This is a genomic window from Steroidobacter sp., from assembly GCF_036406195.1.
Taxonomy (GTDB): Bacteria; Pseudomonadota; Gammaproteobacteria; order Steroidobacterales; family Steroidobacteraceae; genus Steroidobacter.
The window spans coordinates 25,689-48,007 of record NZ_DASWVW010000057.1 but is presented as its reverse complement, the minus strand read 5'-3'; the positions used below and the strand labels follow the sequence as shown (position 1 = coordinate 48,007).

Annotated in this window: 21 protein-coding genes; 8 read left to right on the top strand and 13 right to left on the bottom strand. The window is 63.2% G+C overall.

Translation table 11 applies throughout. The features are described 5' to 3' along the window. Nucleotides 1-798 (bottom strand): type IV pilus twitching motility protein PilT (locus tag VGE08_RS22430; RefSeq protein ID WP_331070159.1); only part of this gene is annotated, 798 nt, incomplete at its 3' end. A 157-nt stretch (nucleotides 799-955) separates the two neighbouring features. On the opposite strand from VGE08_RS22430, the gene VGE08_RS22425 reads away from it, so the two are divergent. The 5 genes from VGE08_RS22425 to VGE08_RS22405 all read left to right on the top strand — a co-directional run bounded on the left by VGE08_RS22425 (nucleotide 956) and on the right by VGE08_RS22405 (nucleotide 4,366). Continuing rightward, the gene (locus VGE08_RS22425) at nucleotides 956-1,660 is read left to right on the top strand and encodes a YggS family pyridoxal phosphate-dependent enzyme (protein ID WP_414717524.1); all 705 of its coding nucleotides are present in this window, start codon (nucleotides 956-958) and stop codon (nucleotides 1,658-1,660) included. 62 nt (nucleotides 1,661-1,722) lie between these two features. Further along, nucleotides 1,723-2,541: a pyrroline-5-carboxylate reductase gene (gene proC, locus VGE08_RS22420; protein ID WP_331070157.1), complete on the top strand. Its 819-nt coding sequence runs from the start codon at nucleotides 1,723-1,725 to the stop codon at nucleotides 2,539-2,541. A 135-nt stretch (nucleotides 2,542-2,676) separates the two neighbouring features. Beyond that, the gene (locus tag VGE08_RS22415) at nucleotides 2,677-3,210 is read left to right on the top strand and encodes a YggT family protein (RefSeq protein ID WP_331070156.1); all 534 of its coding nucleotides are present in this window, start codon (nucleotides 2,677-2,679) and stop codon (nucleotides 3,208-3,210) included. Nucleotides 3,211-3,313: 103 nt separating this feature from the next. Next, a complete protein-coding gene (locus VGE08_RS22410) occupies nucleotides 3,314-3,802 on the top strand; it encodes a DUF4426 domain-containing protein (protein WP_331070155.1) in 489 nt (162 codons plus the stop codon). Nucleotides 3,803-4,054: 252 nt separating this feature from the next. After that, nucleotides 4,055-4,366 carry an HU family DNA-binding protein gene (locus VGE08_RS22405; protein ID WP_331070154.1) on the top strand — a complete coding sequence of 104 codons (312 nt, stop codon included), beginning with the start codon at nucleotides 4,055-4,057 and terminating at the stop codon, nucleotides 4,364-4,366. 125 nt (nucleotides 4,367-4,491) lie between these two features. On the opposite strand, the gene VGE08_RS22400 is transcribed toward VGE08_RS22405, so the two are convergent. Further along, nucleotides 4,492-4,947 carry a TerB family tellurite resistance protein gene (locus VGE08_RS22400; protein WP_331070153.1) on the bottom strand — a complete coding sequence of 152 codons (456 nt, stop codon included), beginning with the start codon at nucleotides 4,945-4,947 and terminating at the stop codon, nucleotides 4,492-4,494. 50 nt (nucleotides 4,948-4,997) lie between these two features. Further along, a complete protein-coding gene (locus tag VGE08_RS22395) occupies nucleotides 4,998-5,654 on the bottom strand; it encodes an alpha/beta hydrolase (RefSeq protein WP_331070152.1) in 657 nt (218 codons plus the stop codon). A 232-nt stretch (nucleotides 5,655-5,886) separates the two neighbouring features. On the opposite strand from VGE08_RS22395, the gene VGE08_RS22390 reads away from it, so the two are divergent. After that, entirely contained in the window at nucleotides 5,887-6,531 is a 645-nt protein-coding gene (locus VGE08_RS22390; protein WP_331070151.1) for a YbhB/YbcL family Raf kinase inhibitor-like protein, read from the top strand. Nucleotides 6,532-6,564: 33 nt separating this feature from the next. Here the strand turns inward: VGE08_RS22390 and VGE08_RS22385 are convergent, their stop codons facing one another. The 3 genes from VGE08_RS22385 to VGE08_RS22375 all read right to left on the bottom strand — a co-directional run bounded on the left by VGE08_RS22385 (nucleotide 6,565) and on the right by VGE08_RS22375 (nucleotide 9,610). Continuing rightward, nucleotides 6,565-7,044, bottom strand: coding sequence for an FKBP-type peptidyl-prolyl cis-trans isomerase (locus VGE08_RS22385; RefSeq protein ID WP_331070150.1), 480 nt, complete (start codon nucleotides 7,042-7,044; stop codon nucleotides 6,565-6,567). Nucleotides 7,045-7,167: 123 nt separating this feature from the next. Next, nucleotides 7,168-9,156: a molecular chaperone HtpG gene (gene htpG / locus VGE08_RS22380; RefSeq protein WP_331070149.1), complete on the bottom strand. Its 1,989-nt coding sequence runs from the start codon at nucleotides 9,154-9,156 to the stop codon at nucleotides 7,168-7,170. Nucleotides 9,157-9,367: 211 nt separating this feature from the next. Continuing rightward, the gene (locus VGE08_RS22375; RefSeq protein WP_331070148.1) at nucleotides 9,368-9,610 is read right to left on the bottom strand and encodes a hypothetical protein; all 243 of its coding nucleotides are present in this window, start codon (nucleotides 9,608-9,610) and stop codon (nucleotides 9,368-9,370) included. A gap of 204 nt (nucleotides 9,611-9,814) precedes the next feature. Between VGE08_RS22375 and VGE08_RS22370 the strand changes: the two genes are divergently transcribed. Beyond that, the gene (locus VGE08_RS22370) at nucleotides 9,815-10,831 is read left to right on the top strand and encodes an AAA family ATPase (RefSeq protein WP_331070147.1); all 1,017 of its coding nucleotides are present in this window, start codon (nucleotides 9,815-9,817) and stop codon (nucleotides 10,829-10,831) included. Between the two features lie 22 nt (nucleotides 10,832-10,853). Here the strand turns inward: VGE08_RS22370 and VGE08_RS22365 are convergent, their stop codons facing one another. The 7 genes from VGE08_RS22365 to VGE08_RS22335 all read right to left on the bottom strand — a co-directional run bounded on the left by VGE08_RS22365 (nucleotide 10,854) and on the right by VGE08_RS22335 (nucleotide 20,398). Further along, nucleotides 10,854-11,123 (bottom strand): hypothetical protein, encoded by a 270-nt coding sequence (locus VGE08_RS22365; RefSeq protein ID WP_331070146.1) that lies wholly within the window; start codon nucleotides 11,121-11,123, stop codon nucleotides 10,854-10,856. Between the two features lie 267 nt (nucleotides 11,124-11,390). Continuing rightward, on the bottom strand, nucleotides 11,391-12,092 hold the full coding sequence (locus VGE08_RS22360) for a DUF6901 family protein (RefSeq protein WP_331070145.1): 702 nt from the start codon (nucleotides 12,090-12,092) through the stop codon (nucleotides 11,391-11,393). Beyond that, the gene (gene ppnN / locus VGE08_RS22355; RefSeq protein WP_349258776.1) at nucleotides 12,089-13,504 is read right to left on the bottom strand and encodes a nucleotide 5'-monophosphate nucleosidase PpnN; all 1,416 of its coding nucleotides are present in this window, start codon (nucleotides 13,502-13,504) and stop codon (nucleotides 12,089-12,091) included. The genes VGE08_RS22360 and ppnN overlap by 4 nt, the downstream gene beginning before the upstream one ends. A 16-nt stretch (nucleotides 13,505-13,520) precedes the next feature. Beyond that, nucleotides 13,521-14,087, bottom strand: a complete 567-nt coding sequence (locus tag VGE08_RS22350) for a L,D-transpeptidase family protein (RefSeq protein ID WP_331070143.1) — start codon at nucleotides 14,085-14,087, stop codon at nucleotides 13,521-13,523. 157 nt (nucleotides 14,088-14,244) lie between these two features. Then, complete coding sequence (locus VGE08_RS22345; RefSeq protein ID WP_331070142.1) at nucleotides 14,245-14,619, bottom strand: hypothetical protein; 375 nt, start codon at nucleotides 14,617-14,619, stop codon at nucleotides 14,245-14,247. A 23-nt stretch (nucleotides 14,620-14,642) separates the two neighbouring features. Beyond that, the gene (locus VGE08_RS22340) at nucleotides 14,643-16,826 is read right to left on the bottom strand and encodes a LysM peptidoglycan-binding domain-containing protein (protein ID WP_331070141.1); all 2,184 of its coding nucleotides are present in this window, start codon (nucleotides 16,824-16,826) and stop codon (nucleotides 14,643-14,645) included. 440 nt (nucleotides 16,827-17,266) lie between these two features. Further along, nucleotides 17,267-20,398 (bottom strand): TonB-dependent receptor, encoded by a 3,132-nt coding sequence (locus tag VGE08_RS22335; protein WP_331070140.1) that lies wholly within the window; start codon nucleotides 20,396-20,398, stop codon nucleotides 17,267-17,269. Nucleotides 20,399-21,000: 602 nt separating this feature from the next. On the opposite strand from VGE08_RS22335, the gene VGE08_RS22330 reads away from it, so the two are divergent. Continuing rightward, nucleotides 21,001-22,287: an MFS transporter gene (locus VGE08_RS22330; RefSeq protein ID WP_331070139.1), complete on the top strand. Its 1,287-nt coding sequence runs from the start codon at nucleotides 21,001-21,003 to the stop codon at nucleotides 22,285-22,287. Nucleotides 22,288-22,319: the final 32 nt, after the last annotated feature.

Below are 22,319 nucleotides of genomic sequence, written 5' to 3'. Positions count from 1 at the left end.
GATCACCGCGCGCAGCGACTCCGACAGCATCGAGCGCACCATCGGCTTCTCGCCGGCGGGGAACACGTCGATGATGCGGTCGATGGTCTTGGCCGCCGACGAGGTGTGCAGGGTGCCGAACACCAGGTGGCCGGTCTCGGCCGCGGTCAGCGCCAGGCGGATGGTTTCCAGGTCGCGCATTTCGCCGACCAGCACCACGTCCGGGTCTTCGCGCAACGCCGAGCGCAGCGCTTCGGAAAAGCCCAACGTGTCACGATGCACTTCGCGCTGGTTGACCAGCGAGCGCTTGCTCTCGTGCACGAACTCGATCGGGTCCTCGATGGTGATGATGTGATCCGGCTTGTTGTCGTTGACGTAGTTGACCATGGCGGCCAGCGTCGTGGACTTGCCCGAGCCGGTCGGCCCGGTCACCAGCACCAGGCCGCGCGGCTGCATGGCCAGGTCCTTGAAGATCTTCGGCGCGTTCAAGTCGTCCAGCGACATGATCAGCGACGGAATGGTACGGAACACCGCCGCGGCGCCGCGGCTCTGGTTGAAGGCGTTGACCCGGAAGCGCGCCAGCTTGGGAATTTCAAAGGAGAAATCGGTCTCGTAGAATTCTTCGTACGCCTTGCGCTGCTTGTCATTCATGATGTCGTACACCATGCTGTGTACTTCTTTATGAGTGAGCGCCGGCATGTTGACGCGCTTCATGTCGCCGTCCACACGGATCATCGGCGGCACACCGGCCGACAGATGCAAATCCGAGGCATTGTTCTTGACGGCAAAAGCCAGCAGCTGCGCGATATCGACGGGCATGATCTTCCTTCCAGTCGGCGAACCGCGCCCCTCGCGGGGCGGGCTCGCCAGCGGGCGATGCGGACGCAATGATGAGCGTGCGGCAGTATAACGGGCGGGTACCGGGCTCAATATGTTAACCGGTCCGCAAATTTCGGCTGAAACCGTGGCGGCCATGATGACGGATGAGACGGCGCGAGAATTGACGAATCGTTGGGCGGAAACCCGGCAACGCATCGCTTCGGCAGCGGCCCGCTGGGGCAGACTGTCCGATTCGGTCGGGCTGGTGGCAATCAGTAAGGGCCACCCGGCGGCCGCCATTCGGATTCTGGCCGAGCTGGGGCAGCGGGACTTTGGCGAAAACTATCTGCAGGAGGCGTTGCCGAAGCTCCAGGAATTGCAGGATCTGCAGCTCACCTGGCATTTCACCGGCCAGCTCCAGGGCAACAAGACGCGGGCGGTCGCCGAACATTTCGACTGGGTCCACACACTGGATCGCGAGCGTATCGCCATCCGTTTGAACGAACAGCGGCCACACTACGCCGCACCTCTCAATATATGTGTGCAGGTCAGCCTGGTGCCCGAACCCGGCAAGGGTGGCGTACCGCCAGAGAAAGTATTGCCCCTCGCACGAGCGGTCGCAGCCCTACCGAGGCTCAAGCTACGCGGACTGATGTGCATTCCGCCGCCGCGCGACACCTTCGAAGAACAGCGCGAGCTGTTCCAGCAGCTCGCGGCCTGTCAGCGTCAGCTCCTCGACGCAGGGCTGAGCGTGGACACCTTATCCATGGGCATGTCCGCCGATCTGGAAGCGGCGGTGGCGGCAGGCGCCACCTGGGTGAGAATAGGTACGGCGATCTTCGGTGAACGGCTTCGCAAGTGAGCTCGCCATGCCTTCCAGCATGGCCCAGAGACCTTTTCGATAACGAACCGATCTCGATAAATATGAAACAACGCATCGCATTCATCGGTGGCGGCAACATGGGCCGCAGCCTGATCGGCGGCTTGATCGCCAAGGGCATGGAGCCAGGGCAGATCGTCGTGGCCGATCCCTATGGTCCCACGCTGGAATCCTTGCAGGCCCAGTACCAGGTACACACGTCCAGCGACAATGCCGACGCCGTGCGCGATGCCGATGTGGTGCTGCTGGCGGTCAAGCCGCAGGAACTGCGCAATGTCGTCAGCTCGCTGCAGGAACAGTTGGTGCGCAGCCGCCCGTTACTGATCTCGGTCGCGGCCGGCATTCTCGCGACCGACATTCAGCGCTGGAGCGGCGGCGTTCCAGTCGTGCGCTGCATGCCGAACCGGCCTGCATTGCAGGGCTGTGGCGTGACCGCGCTGTATGCGAACGATCAAGTGACCGAAGCGAGCCGCACGGTCGCCGAACAGATCCTCGGTGCGGTCGGCACCACCCTGTGGGTGGCGCGCGAGTCCGACATGGACACGGTCACCGCGATTTCCGGCAGCGGACCGGCGTACTTCTTTCTGCTGATCGAAATGCTGGAAGCGGCCGGGCAATCGCTAGGCCTGTCCGCGGAAGTGGCGCGCAAGCTGGCGGTCGAAACGGCATATGGCTCGGGGCTCATGGCGCGCGAGTCGAAGGACTCGCCGGCAACGCTGCGCGAACAGGTAACGTCAAAGGGCGGCACCACGGAAGCGGCCCTCAAGCACCTGGAAGCGAACAACGTCCGTGCTATCTTTTCGCAGGCCGTGGCCGCGGCGGCCCAACGCTCGGCGCAACTCGCGAAAGAACTCGGCGGTTAGCGGTTGGTGGTTAGTGGTTGGTCCAGAACGGACCAGCTGCAGTCGCATTGCTCCGACTGAACCACCGCTCTCTACACGAACCGTTATGCCGTCTGCCTCTCACCAACCACTAACCACCAACCGCTAACCGCCCCAATGGATGCAATCAGATTCATCGTCGGCACCCTGCTCCAAGTACTGCTGGTCACGGTCTTCCTGTTGAGGGTATTACTGCCGCTGGCACGGGCGAATTCACGCAATCAGCTGACACAGGCGGTGATCCGCGTGACCAACCCGCTCGTGCTGCCGCTGCGCAAGGTGCTGCCGCCGATCGGCAAGGTGGACACCGCGTCCATCGTTGCGTTGCTCATCGTGCAGACCGCGGCAACGGCCCTGATGTGGCTGCTGGACGCTTACCCCTTCGTCTATACGCCCGGGCAGTTCGCCTATGTCGTGCTCATCACGCTGATCAGGACCATCCTGAACTTCTACATCTTCGTGCTGTTCCTGCACGTCATCCTGAGCTGGATCGCGCCGGGCACGTCCAGCCCGGGCGCGGCGCTGATCGATACCTTGAGCGAGCCGCTGCTGCGGCCGGTGCGCCGGATCATTCCGCCGCTCGGCGGGTTCGACCTGTCGGCCCTGTTCGTCATCATCGGCTTGCAGGCGTTGAACATCGCAATCACCTGAGGCGCGTCAACGGTGCTATAAACAGTGCTCCACACGACGTTGGAGAACACCGGTGCTCAATAACACACGCAAGCACACCGCCGTTCGTAAGATCCACCGCTCGATGATCAAGACCGCGCTCGTGGCCCTGCCTGCCCTCACCTGCGCCCTCGCGCTGACGGCCTGCACCGAGCAACCCGAACGACGCGCCATGCCCGCGCAGGCGCTGGACGAGACCTTCAAGGACTTCGGAAATTACGAGGTGCATTTCAACGCACTGCGTACCGACGAGCTGACCCCCGAGGTGGCGCGCGCCTACGGCATTCAGCGCAGTAGCAACCGGGTCATGCTCAACGTGACCGTGCTGCGCAAGGAAGCGGAGCATGCGCCGCGCAAGCCGGTGGAGGCCGACGTCGCGGTGGACGCCTACAACTTGAACGGCCAGCTCAAAGACATCCGGATGCGCCGTGTTTCCGAAGGCGATGCGATCTATTCGATCGGCGAGGTGTCGATCGCCGGCACCGAAATCCTGGTGTTCGACATCAATGTCACGCCGCAGGGCGAACAGCAGCCGTTCAACGTCAAGTTGAAGCGCGAATTCGTCTCGAACTAGTCCAGACACGCAGCGCCCGGCACGCCCGGCGAGTGCAGCCATCGTCCGTAAGTCGCATTCGACCGACGCGCCGGCCGCAACGGCCCTGCGCGCACCTCGGGAAGTGCGTGCGAGCCTTAAAAAATAGGCGAAAAAACCGGTCGGCCGCTTATTTCCCGGCAAATCTTGTGCTATTTTCCGCGCGTCTTGCGATTGCCCGCGACCGCTCGTGTTCAAGACGGCGCGATTTGTCACTTACTCAGGAGACTACAAATGGCAAAAAAGAATGCTGCGCCGACCAAGTCGGAGATCCTTGCGCAGATTTCCAAGGACACCGGCCTTGCCAAGAAGCAAGTGTCCGATGTGTTTGAGTCTTTGGGCGGCGTGGTGAAGAAGAGCCTGAAGGGTTCGGGACTGTTCACCCTGCCGGGCCTGCTGAAGATGAAGGTGGTGAAGAAGCCGGCCACCAAGGCTCGCGAAGGCATCAACCCCTTCACCGGCGAGAAGATGACGTTCAAGGCCAAGCCCGCCAGCAAGAAGGTGCGCATCGCGGCGCTGAAGAACCTCAAGGAGATGGTGAACTGAGTTTCACCCGAGCGAAGCTCTACCTGCGGCGCCGGATTCCTCCGGCGCCGTTGCGTTCCCGCCCCGAATTTTCTACCCCGCCGCGACCCTCGGCATTCCTCGTCCGAGTCGGGTCGAGCAGTCGATCACTCGCCGTCGACCACCACTTTCAGCTTCAGGCGCACCCGGTCGCGATCGGAAATATGCAGTAACCCCGCGATCCGCCGGATCAAGTGCTCCTCGTGCTTGTCGATCCGGCCATCGGCGTGACTGACGCGCCAGAGCATTTCCACGATCGCCAACTTGTCCGCCTCGGGCAACTCCCGATTGATCCGATGCGTGAGCTCATGCAGCGACACCGCTTTGTCGGCGCGGCGCGCGGCATTGACCATCAGCACTTCCAGAGCCTCGTCGGTAAGATCGAAGCGCTTCTGCAACAGGTGACGAATCGCCGCCACCTCCTGCTCCGACTCGGAAAAGTCCGCCCGCGCCAGCTCGAGCAGCAAGGCCGCGGTCGCCAGCTCGAACGGCTCGCGATCCTCCAGCACGCCGCGCGGCAACGGGTCGCTGCCAAAAATCTTCTTCAACTGCGCCAGAATCATTCATTCTCCAGGTCGATACTGCGGAAGTTGCGGCGGGACATCGGCGCCGTTCAGCGCCCCAGCTGCGCCAGCTCGATCAGCCAGCGCACCACCACCTGGCGCAACTCGTTCAAGCGGCCGTGGAAGAAGTGTTCCACGCCGTTCAACATCACCAGGCTGGGGGATTCGGGCAACGCCTGCGCCCATTGTTGGATATCGCTGGGATCCACCAGTTCATCTCGATCGCCCTGCACGATCAGCCAGGGACACTGCGGTAGCGAGCTCTCGTCCACGCTGACCCTGCGGATTGCAGGCGCGATGGTCACCAGGCGCGCCACATCGCGAGCGGCGGCGGCACGTATCGCGACGGCGCCCCCGAACGAAAACCCACCCACGCAAAGCCGTGCGCCGGGCCATCGCTGCGCGGCCCATTCCAGCACGGCGAGCGCGTCGGCGGTTTCTCCGTTGCCGTCATCGTAAGTGCCAGTGCTCGCACCCACGCCGCGATAGTTGAACCGCACGGCCGCGATGCCCGCCTCGTTGAACGCTTTCGCCAGCGAATACACCACCTTGTTGGTCATGGTGCCGCCATAGAGCGGATGTGGATGACAGACGACCGCGACCGACTGGGGCGAGCTGATCGACGCAGGCTCATCGAGCAGTGCTTCGAGCGTGCCGGCGGGACCGGGAATCTGCAGGTTGCGTGTGGGGGTGGCAGCGGCGGTCATTGTTTCCTGTTCATGTGGGTCGGTGCCGGATCGATGCCGGGGCTAGACGCTGGCGTGAAATCACGGCTGGCTCGAAGACCCGGCCGCCTCAGAGTACCATTCACGGCGAAGCGATACGGAGTCGAGGTTGCGCCGGCGGCGATTTCGCACCCGATGACGGAACATCGACCGCCGTCCTTCATTTTTTTCAGAGCCTTGCCCCTGATTGCAAGCCTGCCAGCGAGAACGCCTCATGAAGCTCACATCCACCAGCTTCCAGCACGACCAGCCGATTCCCGAGCAATTCGCGTTTGGCGCGCCGGACCCCGTGCTGCACATTCGTCTTACGGACAACCACAACCCGCATTTGAAATGGAGCGACGCGCCCGCCGGTACGCGCAGCTTCGCGCTGATCTGCGTCGATCCGGACGTGCCGAGCAAGCCCGATGACGTGAACCAGGAAGGCAAGAGCGTGCCGGCCAGCCTGCCGCGCGTCGACTTCTACCATTGGGTGATGGTGGACATTCCGCCGCAGGTGACCGAAATCAAAGCCGGCACCTGCTCCAGCGGTATCGTGGCGGGCGGCAAGAAGGACCTGGGCGGCCCGGCCGGCGCGCGCCACGGCGTGAATGACTACACCGCCTGGTTCGCTGGCGACGCCGACATGAAAGGCACGTACAGGGGTTACGATGGCCCGTGCCCGCCGTGGAACGACGAGATCGTGCATCACTATCATTTCACGGTGTACGCGCTCGATTGCGAACGAGCGCCCGTAGAAGGCGATTTCACCGGCGCACAGGTGTTGGAAGCGATCCGCCCGCACATCCTGGCGCAGGCGACGCTGACCGGTACCTATTCGAACAATCCCAAGTTCAACGAGCCGAAGCCGCTGGAGTAGTAAGCGGCTTCGGCTCTGATCTGCGCCCTGGAGTCAGGGCGCCGGTTCGATCGCCAGCAGCTCCACGTCGAACAGCAATGTCGCGTTCGGCGGAATCACACCGCCGCCCGCACCGGTCGCGCCGTAACCCAACTCCGCCGGGACCACCAACTGTCGCTGGCCGCCAGGCTGCATGCCCTGCACGCCCTCGTCCCAGCCTTTGATCACATTGCCTGCGCCTACGACGAAGCGAAACGGCCGGCCGCTGGTTCGCGAGCTGTCGAACTGCCTGCCTTTGTGATCCGGCGCACCGGGCTCGTACAGCCAGCCGGTGTAATGCACCACCGCCTGCTGTCCGGCGGAAATGCCTTCACCGGTGCCTTTGACGATATCGATCTTCTGCAGCTCGGTAACTTGCGCCGTGGCCTGCGGAGCGTCGGCGCGCCTGCGTTCGGAGCCCGAAGGTGAACCTTCCTTGCTGCACGCCGCCGCGAGCAGAGCCGCGGCGATAATTAACAAACGCGACTCGGGCATCCTGCCACTCGCGCTATGGCGCAGAGAGGAAAAGGCGCGACTTTTCCTCCTGCGCTCGCCGCCGGACGGCGGCGGGCACATCCCTGTGCCTGGGGTTGCTCTAGTTAGTTTCATGGGAACAACTCAGGCCGTCTTCATCAGCAGGCGATTCAGCCGTTGCACGAACGCCGAAGGTTCGGGCAACTGGCCGCCGTCGGCCAGCGTCGCCTGTTCGAACAGCAGCATGGACAGGTCGTTGAACTCCGCCTCGTCGCTGGTCTTCTCGATCCTCTGCAGCAGCGGATGCGCCGGATTCACCTCCAGCGTCGGCTTGCTCACCGGCGCCTTCTGTCCGGCCGCTTCCATGATCCTGCGCATCTGCGCGCCCATGTCGTGCTGGCCCAGCACCAGGCACGCCGGCGAATCGGCGAGACGAGCGGTCACGCGCACATCGCTGACCTGATCGCCGAGCGCCTTCTTGATGCGCTCGACCAGGGCGCTGTGCTCCTTGGACAGCTCCTCCTGCGCCTTCTTCTCTTCGTCCGATTGTATGGCCGAGAAATCCAGCTCGCCGCGCGCCACGTTCTTGAGCGGCTTGCCGTCGAACTCGCGCAGGTGATCGACCAGCCATTCATCGACGCGGTCGGACAACAGCAGCACTTCGATGCCCTTCTTGCGCAGCACTTCCAGATGCGGGCTGGACTTGGCGGCGTTGAAGCTGTCGGCGATGACGTAATAGATCTCCTTCTGGCCTTCCTTCATGCGGCTCACGTAGTCCTCCAGCGACACGTCCGCTTCCGGCTTGTCCGCCAGCGTGCTGGAGAAGCGCAGCAACTTGGCGATGCGCTCGCGATTGGCGTGATCCTCGGCCGGACCTTCCTTCATCACCGTGCCGAATTCCTTCCAGAAGGTCGCGTACTTCTCCGGCTCGTCCTTCGCCATCTTCGCCAGCAGGTCGAGCACGCGGCGCGCGAGGCCGGTCTTCATCGTGTCGATGGCCGGATCCTGTTGCAGCATTTCGCGCGAAATATTCAGCGGCAGATCCGCCGAATCGACCACGCCTTTGACGAAGCGCAGGTACAGCGGCAGGAACTGTTCGGCGTCATCCATGATGAACACGCGGCGCACGTACAGCTTCAAGCCGCGAGCGCCTTCGCGATGCCACAGGTCGTAGGGTGCACGCGAGGGGATGTACAGCAGGCTCGTGTATTCCTTCTTACCTTCGACCTTGCCGTGCGACCACGCGAGCGGATCGGTGAAGTCGTGCGTGACGTGACGATAGAACTCTTTGTATTCCTCGTCCTTCACTTCCGTGCGCGGCCGTGCCCATAGCGCCTGCGCGTGGTTGACGGTCTCGAACTCCGGCTTGGCGGGTTCGTCCTTGTTGACCTCGGCGACCACCGAGTCATCCTTCTTCTCGTCCTTCTCGTCGTCCGCCTTGTACGGGGCGGGCTTGGGCATACGCACCGGAAAGGCGATATGGTCGGAATACTTCCGCACCAGGGAACGAATGCGATATTGATCGGCGAACTCGTGATCGCCTTCTTTCAGATGCAGCACGATGCGGGTGCCGCGCTCCGGCAACTCCACGTCCGACACGGTGAATTCACCATCGCCGGCCGATGTCCAATGCACGCCCGCGCTGGCGGGCAAGCCGGCACGGCGAGAGAACACTTCCACTTTGTCGGCAACGATGAACGACGAATAGAAGCCCACGCCGAACTGGCCGATCAGCTGCGCATCCTTCTTCTGGTCGCCGGTGAGTCGGGCGAGGAAATCGGAGGTGCCGGACTTGGCGATGGTGCCCAGATGCTCGATGGCTTCCTGGCGGCTCATGCCGATGCCGTTATCGATGATGGTGACGGTGTGCGCCTTGGAGTCCGCATCGATGGTGATGGCCAGCTCGCCGCCGCCTTCGAGCAGCTCGGGCCTGGCAAGCGCTTCGAAGCGCAGCTTGTCGAGCGCATCGGAGGCGTTGGAGATCAACTCCCGGAGAAAGATTTCCTTGTGGCTGTACAGCGAGTGGATCATCAGCTTCAGCAGCTGCTTGACCTCGGCCTGAAAACCCATCGTCTGGGTGGCGGTCTCGCCTTGGGTGGGAGTCTGAGTCTCTTGCGTGCCCGTGTCGCTCATTGGTGCTCTCCATAAGTTCGCGTCGCGCGCAACGGGCCCTTGCAGGCACGCATCGCGCGGTGAAGCCGGTCGGAAGGCCGGCAATGATAGTTGGACGCGTCGGCTTATGGGGACCCGCTGCAGGCTTTCAAGCCAGCGGGGTCACCATGGCTCCCGATATATTCTGCTCGGGAACGGATTTCTGCTCGGGATGGTTGCGGCGGGAGAAGAATCAGTCGTCGTTCAATCGGTCGTGAGCGAGCGCCGCGCGGCGGCGGCGCACGAGCTCGATGAGCGACGCGGACAGCACCAGGCCGATGATCGCCAGCGTCACGTGCGGAGCGAGCAGCAGCGCGAATCCGGTCAAGGCGAACAGGGCGAAAGCTGCCATGAAGCTCAGGATTTTCGGGGCCAGATGACGCGCGGCGCACAGGGCGTCGTCAATGTTGTCGGCCCACAACAGCAGGAATTCCATGCGGGGAGTCCTCCGTAGACGCCAGTGACTCTAGCGGCGCCCGGATGGGGTCGATGTGAGCCGACTCACAGCACCGACAAGCACGGCCGGTGATGATGGTCACAGTCCGGAGTGCGGGTCCCGGGCCCGGTTCGATTCAGGGCCCCCATGGCCTGGACTTGCGGCACCGCGAGGGGCTGCGTAGGCTGATCGACGACAGTGTTCATGAACACATTCACCAATGAGGCGCCGCAACCGGCAGCGTCGGCGGGCATGCAGAAGATCGTCGTTTTGAATCCCAAGGGTGGCTCCGGCAAGACCACGATAGCGACCAACCTGGCCAGCTATTTCGCGGTCGAAGGATTGCGCCCGACGCTCATGGACATGGATGCCCAAGGCTCGAGCACGCATTGGCTGAGCAAGCGAAGCAAGGATCAAGCGGTGATCCATGGCATCGCTGGGTTTGAACGTAATACCGGAATGACCCGCAGCTTCGCCACTCGTCTGCCTCTGGATACACAGCGGCTGGTGGTGGACACGCCAGCGGCGGTGGAGCCGCAGCGCCTCCCCGATCTGACTCGCAATGCCACCGCGGTGCTGGTGCCGGTGCTGCCTTCGGATATCGACATCCATGCGGCGGCCAAGTGCATCTCGAATCTGCTGTTGATCGCCAAGGTCCGGCGCGACGAGCATCGCATCGCCGTCATCGCCAACCGGGTCAAGAAGCAGACCTTGATCTACAAGTCGCTGATGAAGTTCCTGGAGAAGATGAAGATCCCGGTGGTGGCGACGCTGCGCGATTCGCAGGTTTATATCCGTTCCGCGGAGAGCGGCTTGGGCGTGTTCGAAATGAAACCGAATGCGGTGCGCGAGGATCTGGAGCAATGGCTGCCGCTGGTGGGCTGGCTGGCACAGCGTAAGCCGCTGCATGTGGAACCGGGCACGCCCGCGATCACTTCGGCCGTGACCTCTGCACCGAAGGTCGCGACGACTACTCTGGAGCAGATCGCTCCGCCGACTCCGGTTCCGAAACCTTCGGCACTTCAACCGGCCGCCGCGCCCATCCCGGCCATCGTCAAACCTGCCACGATCGATGCAGCGCCGCCTCGACTGAATCCTGCGGCGGTGGTCAATGCGCTCGCCAGTTCCGCCAGTGCGCTCAGCGAGCCCCGTGGCAGCTCGAAAAAAATCGAGCGTTCCGAATCGTTACTGCCCTCCCTGCTTCGACGTGTATTCGGCTGACGAGCCGGCCCGTTCGCGCGGCTTATTTGCCGCCCTTCATTTCCTTGTCCCAGTTGCTGCGCACTTTGTCAGTCCAGCTCTTGTAGTTGGACCAGGTGTGCAACGAACGCGTGATCGCGGCGTGGCGCGAGTTGCTCGGCTGCGCGCGATCGAGCCAGTTGGCATTGGCAGCGCGCTGCGGATCGCGAGGCGGAGTGCCGGCACGAACGATCGCGCCCGCGCTCTCGCCCGTCCAGGCGCGATGCCGGCCAGTGGCGCTCATCTCGTCGAAATTCGGTTCGGTGGTGGTCATGTGTGATCTCCTGTTGGTAGCGAAGTTACGGAGCACACACCCAGCGAGTGAGGAACTACATCACAGCCATGCAGCGACGTCTCCAGAGTGCGACACCCATCGCAAGGGAGACGCTACTTGCACGCGTGCCGCGTCACAAAGCGAGCTGGATTTAACCGCTCGTTATTCATTATTGGCGCGATTTCGCAGCGTCGCGCGCAAAACACAACTTGAACGCGCACTGACGACACGCGCGCAACTGAAAAATTTTCCGACACCGACCGATGTTTATTTCGCGGCAAGCAACGCGGCGAATGCCGGTTTGATCTCATCGAGGATGTCGTGAATCGCCGCGGGCACCAGGCTGCTGAAGACATCGAGCAGCACGACTGCATTCACGATCGCATCCTGCCGGCTCGCGGCGCGCAGCCGTTGCGCCATGCCGCGATTCACCGAGTGCACACCGCGATACACGCGTTCGAGATCTTCGAGAACGAAGTCCGCCTTCCCGTCTTCGCGCGCGATGTAGTGTTGAGCGAGCAAGTACATCGACGCGACTCGATACGCGGTCTCCGACTCGCTCGAGAAAGGCAGATGGAAACGCGCCATCGGGCGAAACACCGCAGTGTTCGGACAGCCGCTGGAGGCCATGATCAAGCCCATCAGCGATGCCAGCGCCTGTTGCGCGGGCAGCGTGGCCACGACCTGGCGCTCTTCGCTCTCCACCGAGACCCGCACCTTGTCGTAGGAGACCAGATCGGTGAAGCCGTCGATCACGCCGGCGAGTTGCAAGGCCGCGGGACAATGCGACATGTCGCCGGGCTTGAACGGACAGCCCGCGCACTGATTGAACGTCAACGCCGTCCAGGGCGGCGGCTCGGACACCTCGGGCCGCGCCAGCTCGGCGGTGTCGCGATCCATTTCCAGTTCGAAGACGCGTTCCTGCGAATCGGGGAAAGTGAAGCGGTAGGTGAGCGCGACCTTGCTCATGCGACCAGCCGGTAACAAGGCTTGTACTCGCCCGCCAGCTTCATGCGCTTTTGCTGCACGAACGCGGACAACAGCTCATCCAGCAGGTTCATCACTTCCTTGTCGCCGTGCAGCTCGAACGGTCCGCGCGCTTCTATGGCCTGGATGCCGTGTTCCTTCACGTTGCCCGCCACGATGCCCGAGAACGCGCGCCGCAGGTTGGCGGCCATCACGTGCGATGGCAGTCCGCGGCGCAGCTCGAGCCTTGCCATGGCCTCGTGCGTCGGCTCGAACGGGCGCTGGAAATCTCCGGGGATCTTCAGCAGCCAATTGAAGTTGTAAGCATCGCTCTTGGCGCGCCGATATTCGCGGACCGCCTCGATACCCTTGGCCGCTTCGCGCGCAGCCTGTGCGGGATCCCCGATTATGATCTTGTAGCGGTTACGCGCGGCGTCGCCCAAGGTCGCGCCGATGAAGTGATCGATCTGGCCGAAATACTCCGAAGAGGACGGCGGCCCGGTGAAGATCACGGGCAACGGCTGCTCGGCATTGGCCGGATCGAGCAGGATGCCGAGCAGATACAGGATCTCCTCGGCGGTGCCGGCGCCGCCCGGGAACACTACGATGGCGTGCGCGCAGCGGACGAACGCCTCGAGACGCTTCTCGATGTCCGGCATGATGACCAGCTGATTGACGATCGGATTCGGCGGCTCGGCGGCGATGATGCCGGGCTCGGTCATGCCGATGTAACGGCCGTCGCGGATGCGCTGCTTGGAATGACCGATGGTGGCGCCCTTCATCGGGCCCTTCATCGCGCCCGGACCGCAGCCGGTGCACACGCTCAGCGCCCGCAGGCCGATCTCGTAACCGACGCGCTTGGTGTAGTCGTATTCGGCGGTGCCGATGGAATGGCCGCCCCAGCAGACCACCAGGTCGGGCCGGCCCTTGTAATCGAGGATCCGCGCGTTGCGCAGGATGTGATAGACGGCGTTGGTGATGCTGGTCGGATCGTTCAGATCGAAGCGGTCGGTGCCGAGAATGGCATCGTGGATGTAGACGATGTCGCGCAGCACCGAGAACAGATGTTCCTTGATGCCGCGAATCATCGCGCCATCGACGAACGCGTTCGCCGGCGCATTCTTCACTTCCAGCTTGACGCCCCAGGCCTGGCGGCCGAGCTTGATCTCGAAGTCCTTGTAGCGGTCGAAGATGGCGCGCACGTCGTCGGACTCCAGGCCCGAAGTGAGCACCGCCAGCGCGCAGCGGCGGAACAGCTCGTAGACGCCGCCGCGCCCCGAGCTGAGCAACTGTTGAACTTCACGCTGCGATAGATTTTCCAGGCTGCCCAGCGGCGAGACCCTGGCGTCGACCACTCCTTCGGGTTCGGCCTGGGTCACCGAGGCCGAGGCGCGTCCGTCGTTGGACGGCACCATCATCTTGAGCTCTCTTTCACGGCAGGATCTCTATGGGCGTGTCGGGTGGGGTCATCAGCCAGATTTCCACCATGTCCGAATTCGACACGGCGATGCAGCCCTCGGTCCAGTCGACATTCGCGTAGTAGTCGCGCGACTTCTTCGGAGTGTTCGGCTGGCCGTGGATCATGATCGCGCCGCCCGGGCGCACCCCCTGGGAACGGGCACGCCTCACGTCCTGCTGGTTCGGATAATCGACCAGGATGGACAGGAAATATTCGCTGTTCGGGTTCCGCCGCGTCAGGCGGTAGCTGCCTTCGGGCGTACGGAAGTCGCCCTCGAACTGCTTGTGCCCTTCCGGGCGCAGGCCGAGCGCGATCTTGAAGGTCCGCAGCGGGGCACCGTTGTTCATGAGATACAGCTTGCGCTCGCTCTTGCGCACCACGACTTTGTCGGCCAGCGGCAACGCCGCTTCCACGCTGGTGGAGACCAGCGCCGAGGACTGCAAAGGCGATTCCGCCCGCGCGCAGGCCCCAGAAAGAACAATCAACGAAGCGGTGACGAGAGCGGCGATGTTTCGTGGCATAGGGTTGGCGACGGTCAACGCTGGGCCATTATATAGCCTGTCTGGCGGGCTCGGGACTCATGTCGCCGCCGCACGTGTGCATGGAGGCTGTAGGACATCGTCCATGTATCTTGACGGCAGCGCCGCGAAATACCGTGATTTGCATCACCAAGCTCCCGCCCGCCGTGCCCTGCTCTCAATTCAGGGCTTCCAGCCTGACGCCTGTGCATTCCCGCAAGGCCGGACCGGTGTCCGCCCGCAACCGGTAGTTCCGGCCGCCGAACACTTCCACCTCCAGCACGTGACGCGAGACACTCTTGGTCTCGGCGATCCGACAATCCACCAGCAATTTGTGCTGCCCCTCCAGCACTTCGACGGTGGTCTGCGTTACGGCTATGTCCTGGCCGTCGACCTGACGCAAGACCACAGTGACAGGCGACCCCGCGGTAACTACGGGATCGCCGCTGATACGGGCGACTTCGTTGCGATCGCGCTTCGGCCCCTCATACAGCTGCACGCTCATGCAGCCGCCCACGAGCACGGCCGCGAGCACCGCGCACCCGATTGGCAATCCGATTGATCTTAACGCTCGTTTCAAGCAGAAGGCTCCGCAGCTCCTGTCCCTTCGACCAGCGGAATCACCAATCGTGCCCCGGGCTGCAGCGAGCCGAGGTCGAGATCCGGGTTGTACTGACGCAGCAACCAGATGGGAATGTTATAGCGCTGCTGAGCCAGCACCCATACCGACTCGCCGCGCTTGATGATGTGGTCGCTGGTGCCCTGGATGCGGAACTCGGTGAAAAATGCCTCCTGCAAGGCACGGTGGTACTCGACACGGCGCGCCTCGAACTGATCCGGCGTGACCTTGGAGAAATCCAGCTTCACCTTGCGGCCGATGACCACCGGCGTGCCGTATGACATGCGGTTCAGCTGGCGCAGCCGGCTGGCGCGCACTTCGAGCCATTCAGCATAGTGCCCGAGCGTCTCCGCGGCCTGCACGATGGCCATGCTGTTGTCCTTCACCGAATAGTCGCTCGGGTCGGCGGAAGCCGCGGCCTGCGTGCCCGGCACCAGCGCCGGACCGATCTCTTCGGCTTCACGCTCCGACACGGGCTCCTGAGCTTCAGCCCCCGACACTGGCGGGCTGACTGCCGCGACGGTCGCAACCGACACTTCCGCTTCCACCGGCGGCTTGGCGCGCGCCGACGGCGCCAGCGCCAGCACCTGGCCTTCATAGATGAACTGGCGGTTGCGGATGTTGTTCATCTCCATCAGCTGGTCTTCGCTCAGTCCATGCTGCTTGGCGATCTTGCCCAATGTGTCGCCGCGACGGACCACATAGCGCTCGCTCCCCACCACACCAGTGGGTGGCGTCGGCTTCGCCGCCGGCGCTGGCGGCGGTGTTTCCTTTCGCGTCTGCGCGACCACTGCGGTGGGCTTGCCACCTTTCTCGGGCAGCGTCAGCACCTGGCCAACACGCAGACGATACGGCCGGTCGAGATTGTTGAGGTCCGCCAGCGCCGCCTGGCTCACGCCGTGACGGCTGGCGATGGCCGAGAGCGTATCGCCGCTTTCCACGCGATATTGCGCACCCGCCAGCAGCACCTCGCTCGGCTCGACACCGGTGTTCAACTTGGCGAGCACGGCAGTCAGATCGATGTGCGCGGGCACGCGGAATTCATAACCGCGCGGCACATGCCGGGCGCCCTTCCAAACGGAGTTGAGCAGCGCCGGGTTGAGGCGACGCAGTTCTTCTCTGTCCATGTCGAGCACATTGGCGATGCGGCTCGCCGGGACCGACTGCGGCAGCTTCAGCACGACACTGGTGTCCCGGGCGGTGCGCCGGATGCCCGGAAAGAACTTCTCCGGATTGGAGTCGATTTCCAGCGCGGCCAGGAATGCGAGATAGAAATTGCGTGAGGCGAAACCGAACGAGCGGCTGTTGTACTTGCGCACGATCGTCACGATGTCGCTGGTGCCCAGCTGCTCCTGCGCGCGCTTCATGCCGCCAGGACCATGGTTATACGCCGTCAAGGCCAACGGCCAGCTGCCCAGGATGATGTAGTTCTGTTCCAGGAAGCGAGCCGCCGCCTGAGTGGAGCGATACGGATCGAGACGCTCGTCGACCGCCGCGTCGATGCGCAGGAAGCGACGGCCCGTGCTGCGCATGAACTGCCACATGCCGGCGGCGCCGACCTTGGAATACGCATAGGTGTTGAACGACGACTCGACGTGCGGCAGCGCCGCCAGCTCGCGCGGCAAGCCCATCTTTGCGAACGTATCGGCAATGTGATCGTGCCAGGCGCCCGAGCGCACCAACCCTTCGCGGAAACGATCGGCCTGCCCCAGCTGGAAGCGCACGGATTCGGACGCTTGCTCGAAGCGCGAACGCCGTGTGCCCTTCGGCCAGAGCGCCTGAACGCGCAGCTCTTCCTCGCTCAAGTCTTCGGCGCCGCTGGCCAGCCGCTCGAGGATGCGCGCGTACTTCTTCTTGGCGTTTTCGATCTGGTTCGAGCGTGTTTTCGGCGCGATGTCCGAGGGGAACTTCATCACCTCATAGACGACGCTCAGGTCCTCGGGATCGTGCAGCAGGCCGCCCGAAGTGGTCACTTCGGTGTACACCCGGCGCCAGAACGCGATGTCCGGTTCCAGCTCGGGCGGCCGAACGAAGTGTTCGCTCTGGTTGGAGCTGGCGCGCACCGGCGCCACCAGGACGATCGTCAGCAGGGCTATGGAGCCGAGCCACAGCAGCAGCGGCAGGCGGTTCAGGGTCTTCATGAATCGGGACGTCGCACGGAGGGTCACGGCGGGCAAGACTATGTAAAACCTCAGCGCTTGCACAGCGCTCCAGTTCGCAAATTACCGCAGGCAGCGGGCTAAGCGATTCCCTGATATTTCGTCGCCGGGAGGATGATGGTTGCACGCGGACCCGTGGCGAACCTGAATGGGTTGAGACCAATGGCACTTAGTTAGCGCCATTGCTCCAGTGGTTGGCTGATAGCCGTTAGCGGTTAGGGCAGAACGCCATTGCTCCAGTGGTTGGCGGATAGCGGATAGCGGTTAGGGCAGAACGGAGGCCAGGATTCAGCTCATCCGCTATCCGCTATCCGCTGCGACATGGCCGCCCCTGCCTTGGAAACGTCGGTGGCGGTCACCACCGGGAGTAATCGACAGCCACCCCCACCGACGTTGCTCGATCGTTGATGCTTGGCTTGCGCTCAGAACCTCCCGCGCAGACCGACGATCACGGTGCGGCCGGGCTGGTACTGAGTGAACGTTGCGTTCGGGAACTGGAAGTACTGGCGCTGTTCGTCGTCGAACAGATTGATCACATCCACCGTCAGTTGCGGCACCAGCTCCGACCAGCCGAACATCGTCGAGAAGTCGAAGCTCGACGAGAAGTCCCACTGCTCGTAGTCGTCGTTGAACTGTGCGGCGGCGGGGATGCCGTTCTGGTTCAGGTTCGAAGCCTGCGAGCCTTCCGAGAAGGTCGTCGACAGGCGCGCGCTGATGCCATTCTTCTCGTAGTAGAACGTCGCGTTGTAGGTTTCCGGCGCGACGCCCACCGCTACCGCAGGCAGCTGGCCTTCGCCTTTCTGATCGACGATGGTGTAGTTGGCGGTGAAGCCGAAACCATCCAGGCCGATGCCCGCCAGCAGGAAGTCCAGCGGCTGCACCCAGTTGAACTCCAGGCCATTCACCGTCAGGCGACCATTGGCGTTGACTTGCTGGTTCAACACCACGGTGGCCGCATTCGGGCCGCCGCGAGAGTTGATGGCCTGCTGCTGAGTCGGAGTGAGCGTGTCATACGTCACGCCGAACTCGGCGAGGTCAGTGAACGGCACTGTAGTGCCCTGGAGAATCGTGAAGCCATCGATGCCCTTGCGGAACGCCGCCACGCCGACATAGCCCTCGTCGCCCGTGTAGTACTCGATACCGAGATCGATGTTGTCGGAGATGAAGGGCTTGAGCGCGCGGTTGCCGATATTGCCGGTGTCCGCCGAAGGGCTGCTGAAGCTCAGGCCCGGCAGCAGATCGTTCGGATTGGCACGAGTCATCGAGCGCGACAGCGCCGCTCGCACGATCACGTTGTCCGCAACATTGAGCGCGGCGTTGGCCGAGGGCAGCCAGTTCTCGTAGGTCTCCTTCTCCTCACGGTAGCTCACCACATTGGGATACAGAGCACCGTCAGGCAATGCGGCGCCGTTCACCGTGTTGCGCGGGTCGCGGACCGACAATCGCCCGATCACGGTCTGATCCGTTCTCACATAGCGCACACCGACGTTGTAACGCAGGCGCTTGTCGCCGATATCAGTGTCGCCGTTGACCTCGGTGTAGAAGCCGGTCGACTTCTCCTCGATCACACCGCCAGCGGCGCCCGTGTTCGAACCACCCGCATCCGGCGCGCTGTCACGGAACTGAGCGTAGTTGGTATCGCGAGCAAAGCGGTTCCAATCGGCTGTGATGAAACCCGGACCCGGACGCAGGTAGCTCGGCAACGCCGCCGTCGGCACCAGGGAGCCCTGATAGGCGAACGCCGGGAAGCCGGCCGTGTAGCCGGTGCCGTATCCCGGATAGCTCGGATCGTTGCCCGCCGGCACCGTGCCGGGTTGATTGAGACCCAGGCACGCCGGCTGCGAATTGGGCGACTCCAGATACACGGTCGGGTTGTTGCCGCACACCGCGTTCTGCCACGCCTGACTGTTGTCCCTCGCGCGAATCTCTCTGGAAACCTCGTCGTACGCCGCGCCGGCGCTGATGCTGAGCGCGCTGTCGCCGAAGGTGAGGCTGGCGCGCGTGCCTTTGGTTTCGGTCTCGCGCAACTCGTTCTGGATGTTGACTCGACCGCCGCCCGCCCAGCCGAAGTTGGCCGGATTGTTCAGGTCGAGGCTGCTCTGGATGCTCGGAATGCCGCCGTTGTTGCTGTACGTCACCGTCATGCCGGAGTTCGGCGGGGTGATGGCCAGCAGCGTGGGCGACTCGCGCTCGAATTCGCTCTTGGTGTAGTTGGCCGCCCAGTCGAGCGACAAACGGTCGGTCAGCTGCCAGGTGAAGCCCGGATTGGCGCCGTAGAACTCGGTGTCTTCGATGAACGGACGATATTCCAGGAACGCCTGCGCGTTGGCGAACGTGGCGCTGGTGACGACACAACCTTGCGAGCAGTCGTCGCGATCCACCTGCATGTTCAGCGGGATCATCGCGCCGTTGCGGCCGACCAGGTTCATGTCGATGCGCTCCAGGTCGTTCTCCTTCTTGCCGTACATCGTGTCGAGGTAGGCATGGAAGTTTTCGCTGGGGCGGAATTCGAAGCTGGCGATGGCGTTGTAACGATCGCGATCGCCTTCGATCACCGCCGGCCGGCCCAGGCGCGGAACCAGCGCGTTATCGATCTGCTCCAGCGTCAGGCCGGGATTGTTCGCGAGCAGGAATTCCCGGTTGATGACATCGCCTGGGGTCAGGCCGTTGCCGGCGTTGCTCGGCACCACGCGCGGAATGGTGAAGTTGCCGCCGCCGGTGCTGTTACACCTGTCGCCGCCCGGTCGGCATTGCGCGTCTTCCGGCAGGACGAGGTTGTTCGGGTCGGCGTTGGGCGTGACGAGATTGGGATTGGTCCAGCCGATGGATTCGAAGCCGGTGGTCTTCACCTTGTTGCGCACGGCGGCTACGCCGACCAGCGCGCCGAAGCTGCCCCAAGTGTTGCTCGCAACGAGCGAACCGCGCGAGCCCATCGAATCGGCATTGCTGTTGTCCATGCCCTGAATCGAATACGCAACGTGGGCGCCCTGTTTATCGAACGGCCGCGCGCTGCGCATGTTCACGGTACCGGCCGCGCCGCCTTCGAGCATCGCCGCGCTGGGCGTCTTGCTCACGGTCAGCTGCGAAAACAGCTCCGTCGGAAACAGATCGAGATCGACTTCGCGGTTCGTGCTCTGCGCGTCGGTGCGGCCCGTGGATGCCACCGCGACCGGTGCGCCGTTCAACAACACCTTGGTGAAGTTCGTGCCGAGGCCGCGAATGGCGATGTTCAAGCCTTCGCCGGAGGTTTCGCGGTTGATGGTAATACCGGGAATGCGGTTGAAGGACTCGGCGATGTTGGTGTCCGGAAACTTGCCGATGTCCTCGGCAAAGATCGCGTCGACGAAGCCGACCGCATCGCGCTTGGCGGCGGTGGAGTTTTCGAGACTCTGCCGGAAACCAGTGACGACGACTTCTTCCAGCTCCGAGGCCGCGGCCTCTTGCGCAGCCTCCTGTGCGTGGGCCAATTGCGCCTGGCCCAGCACCGCCGCAATGCAGATGCTCAGGGCCTTACTGCGAGCAGCGCGTTGCTGGTGCGGTTTACGATTGTTCACTGACTTCCTCCCATGACGATCGATTGAGCAGCGCGCCCGGAGGCACGCGCATGACACAGGAGGGGATGGCGCAGCGAGCGCGGCACTGAAACAAAGAGCCGAAGCGAACGCATCGTTCTCTCCCCCTGAAAATTCGCTGTTTGATGTTTTTCAGCCGCTGTCACGGCACCGAGCACGGGCCGGCAGCGTGATTTGATGATAGCGCTCACAATTCGACAAATGCAACTGGGGTCGAGCCGGCACTGGCGCCAGCTGCTGCACATTTCGCATCGACGCTCCCTGACGCGGCCAGACAACGGAAAAAACCCGCAAATCGGTTCGGAATTTTCCGGTGATGGCGCCGCCCCGCGCCGCTGCAGGGCCGTTGGGTACCCGGACTTTGCAACAGTCATTGACCCCGGCCGCCGGCCTGGGTTAATGATAACGGTATCAACAAAACATAAGCCGGGTGGCAACATGCAGCCGGCCTCGAGCCTGAACCAATCCAGGGGGGACTGATAGTGACGACTCTTCGCCCGGCCACTGCCGGCCTGCAAGCGCGCGATTCCGGCGTCCCGTACTGGTCATCGCAACTGACCCTTGCCAACTGACGGACGCCTCGCATGCAATCGACCACTCAAGCCATTGCTACCAGCAGTTCCGCGGCGTCCGTCGGCCGCTATCGCTGGCGCATCTGCGGCCTGCTGCTCGCCGCCACCACGATCAACTACATCGATCGGCAGGTGCTGGGCGTGCTCGCGCCCGAACTGCAGAAAACATTCGCCTGGAGCGAAGTGCAGTACGGCTACATCATCACCTGCTTCCAGGCCGCGTATGCGATCGGCCTGGTCACCGCCGGCGCGGTCATCGATCGACTCGGCACCAAGCTGGGCTACGCCTTGGCAATTTGCATCTGGAGCCTGGCCGCGATGAGCCATGCCCTGGTCGGCAGCGTCGCCGGATTTGCGATGGCGCGGTTTGCATTGGGCCTCGGCGAAGCGGGCAACTTTCCGGCCGCGCTCAAGACGGTCGCCGAATGGTTTCCGCGACGCGAGCGCGCGTTCGCGACCGGCATCTTCAATTCGGGAACCAACGTCGGCGCCATCGTGGCTCCACTGACAGTGCCCATCATCGCAGTGACTTTCGGTTGGCAAGCCGCCTTCCTGTTCACGGGCGTGTTGAGCGCTGCCTGGCTGGTGACATGGCTGAGCACTTATCGACCGCCCGAACAACATCCGAAGCTGAGCGCCGCCGAGCTGGCGATGATCCGCAGCGATCCGCCCGAGGCCACCGAGCGCGTGCCCTGGTCACAGTTGCTGAAGTATCGGCAGACCTGGGCCTTTCTGCTCGGCAAGTTCATGACCGACCCGATCTGGTGGTTCTTCCTGTTCTGGCTGCCCAAGTATCTGAACAGCGAATACGGTTTGAGCCTGCTGGGCCTGGGAGCGCCGCTGGTCGCGATCTATGTGATTGCCGATGTCGGCAGCATCGCCGGTGGTTGGCTCGCGGGTCGCTTCATCAAGATGGGTTGGAGCGTCAATCGCGGACGCAAGACCGCCATGCTGATCTGCGCGCTTTGCGTCGTGCCCATCGTGTTCGTGTCGCAGGTACAGAACGTCTGGCTGGCGGTGTTGTTGATCGGCTTGGCCACTGCAGGCCATCAAGGCTGGTCGTGCAACATCTTTACACTGCCTTCCGACATGTTCCCACGACGCACGGTGGCATCCGTGGTGGGCATTGGCGGATTTGGTGGCGCGGTAGGTGGCATGATGATCGCCACGTTCACCGGCTTCCTGCTGGAGGCCACCGGCAGCTACGTGCCGGTGTTCCTGATGGCCGCGACAGCGTATCTGCTGGCGCTGGGGATCATTCACTTCCTGGTGCCGAATCTCGAGCCGGCCAAGATGTAGCGGTTGGCGGTTAGCGGTTAGCGGAAGGTGGT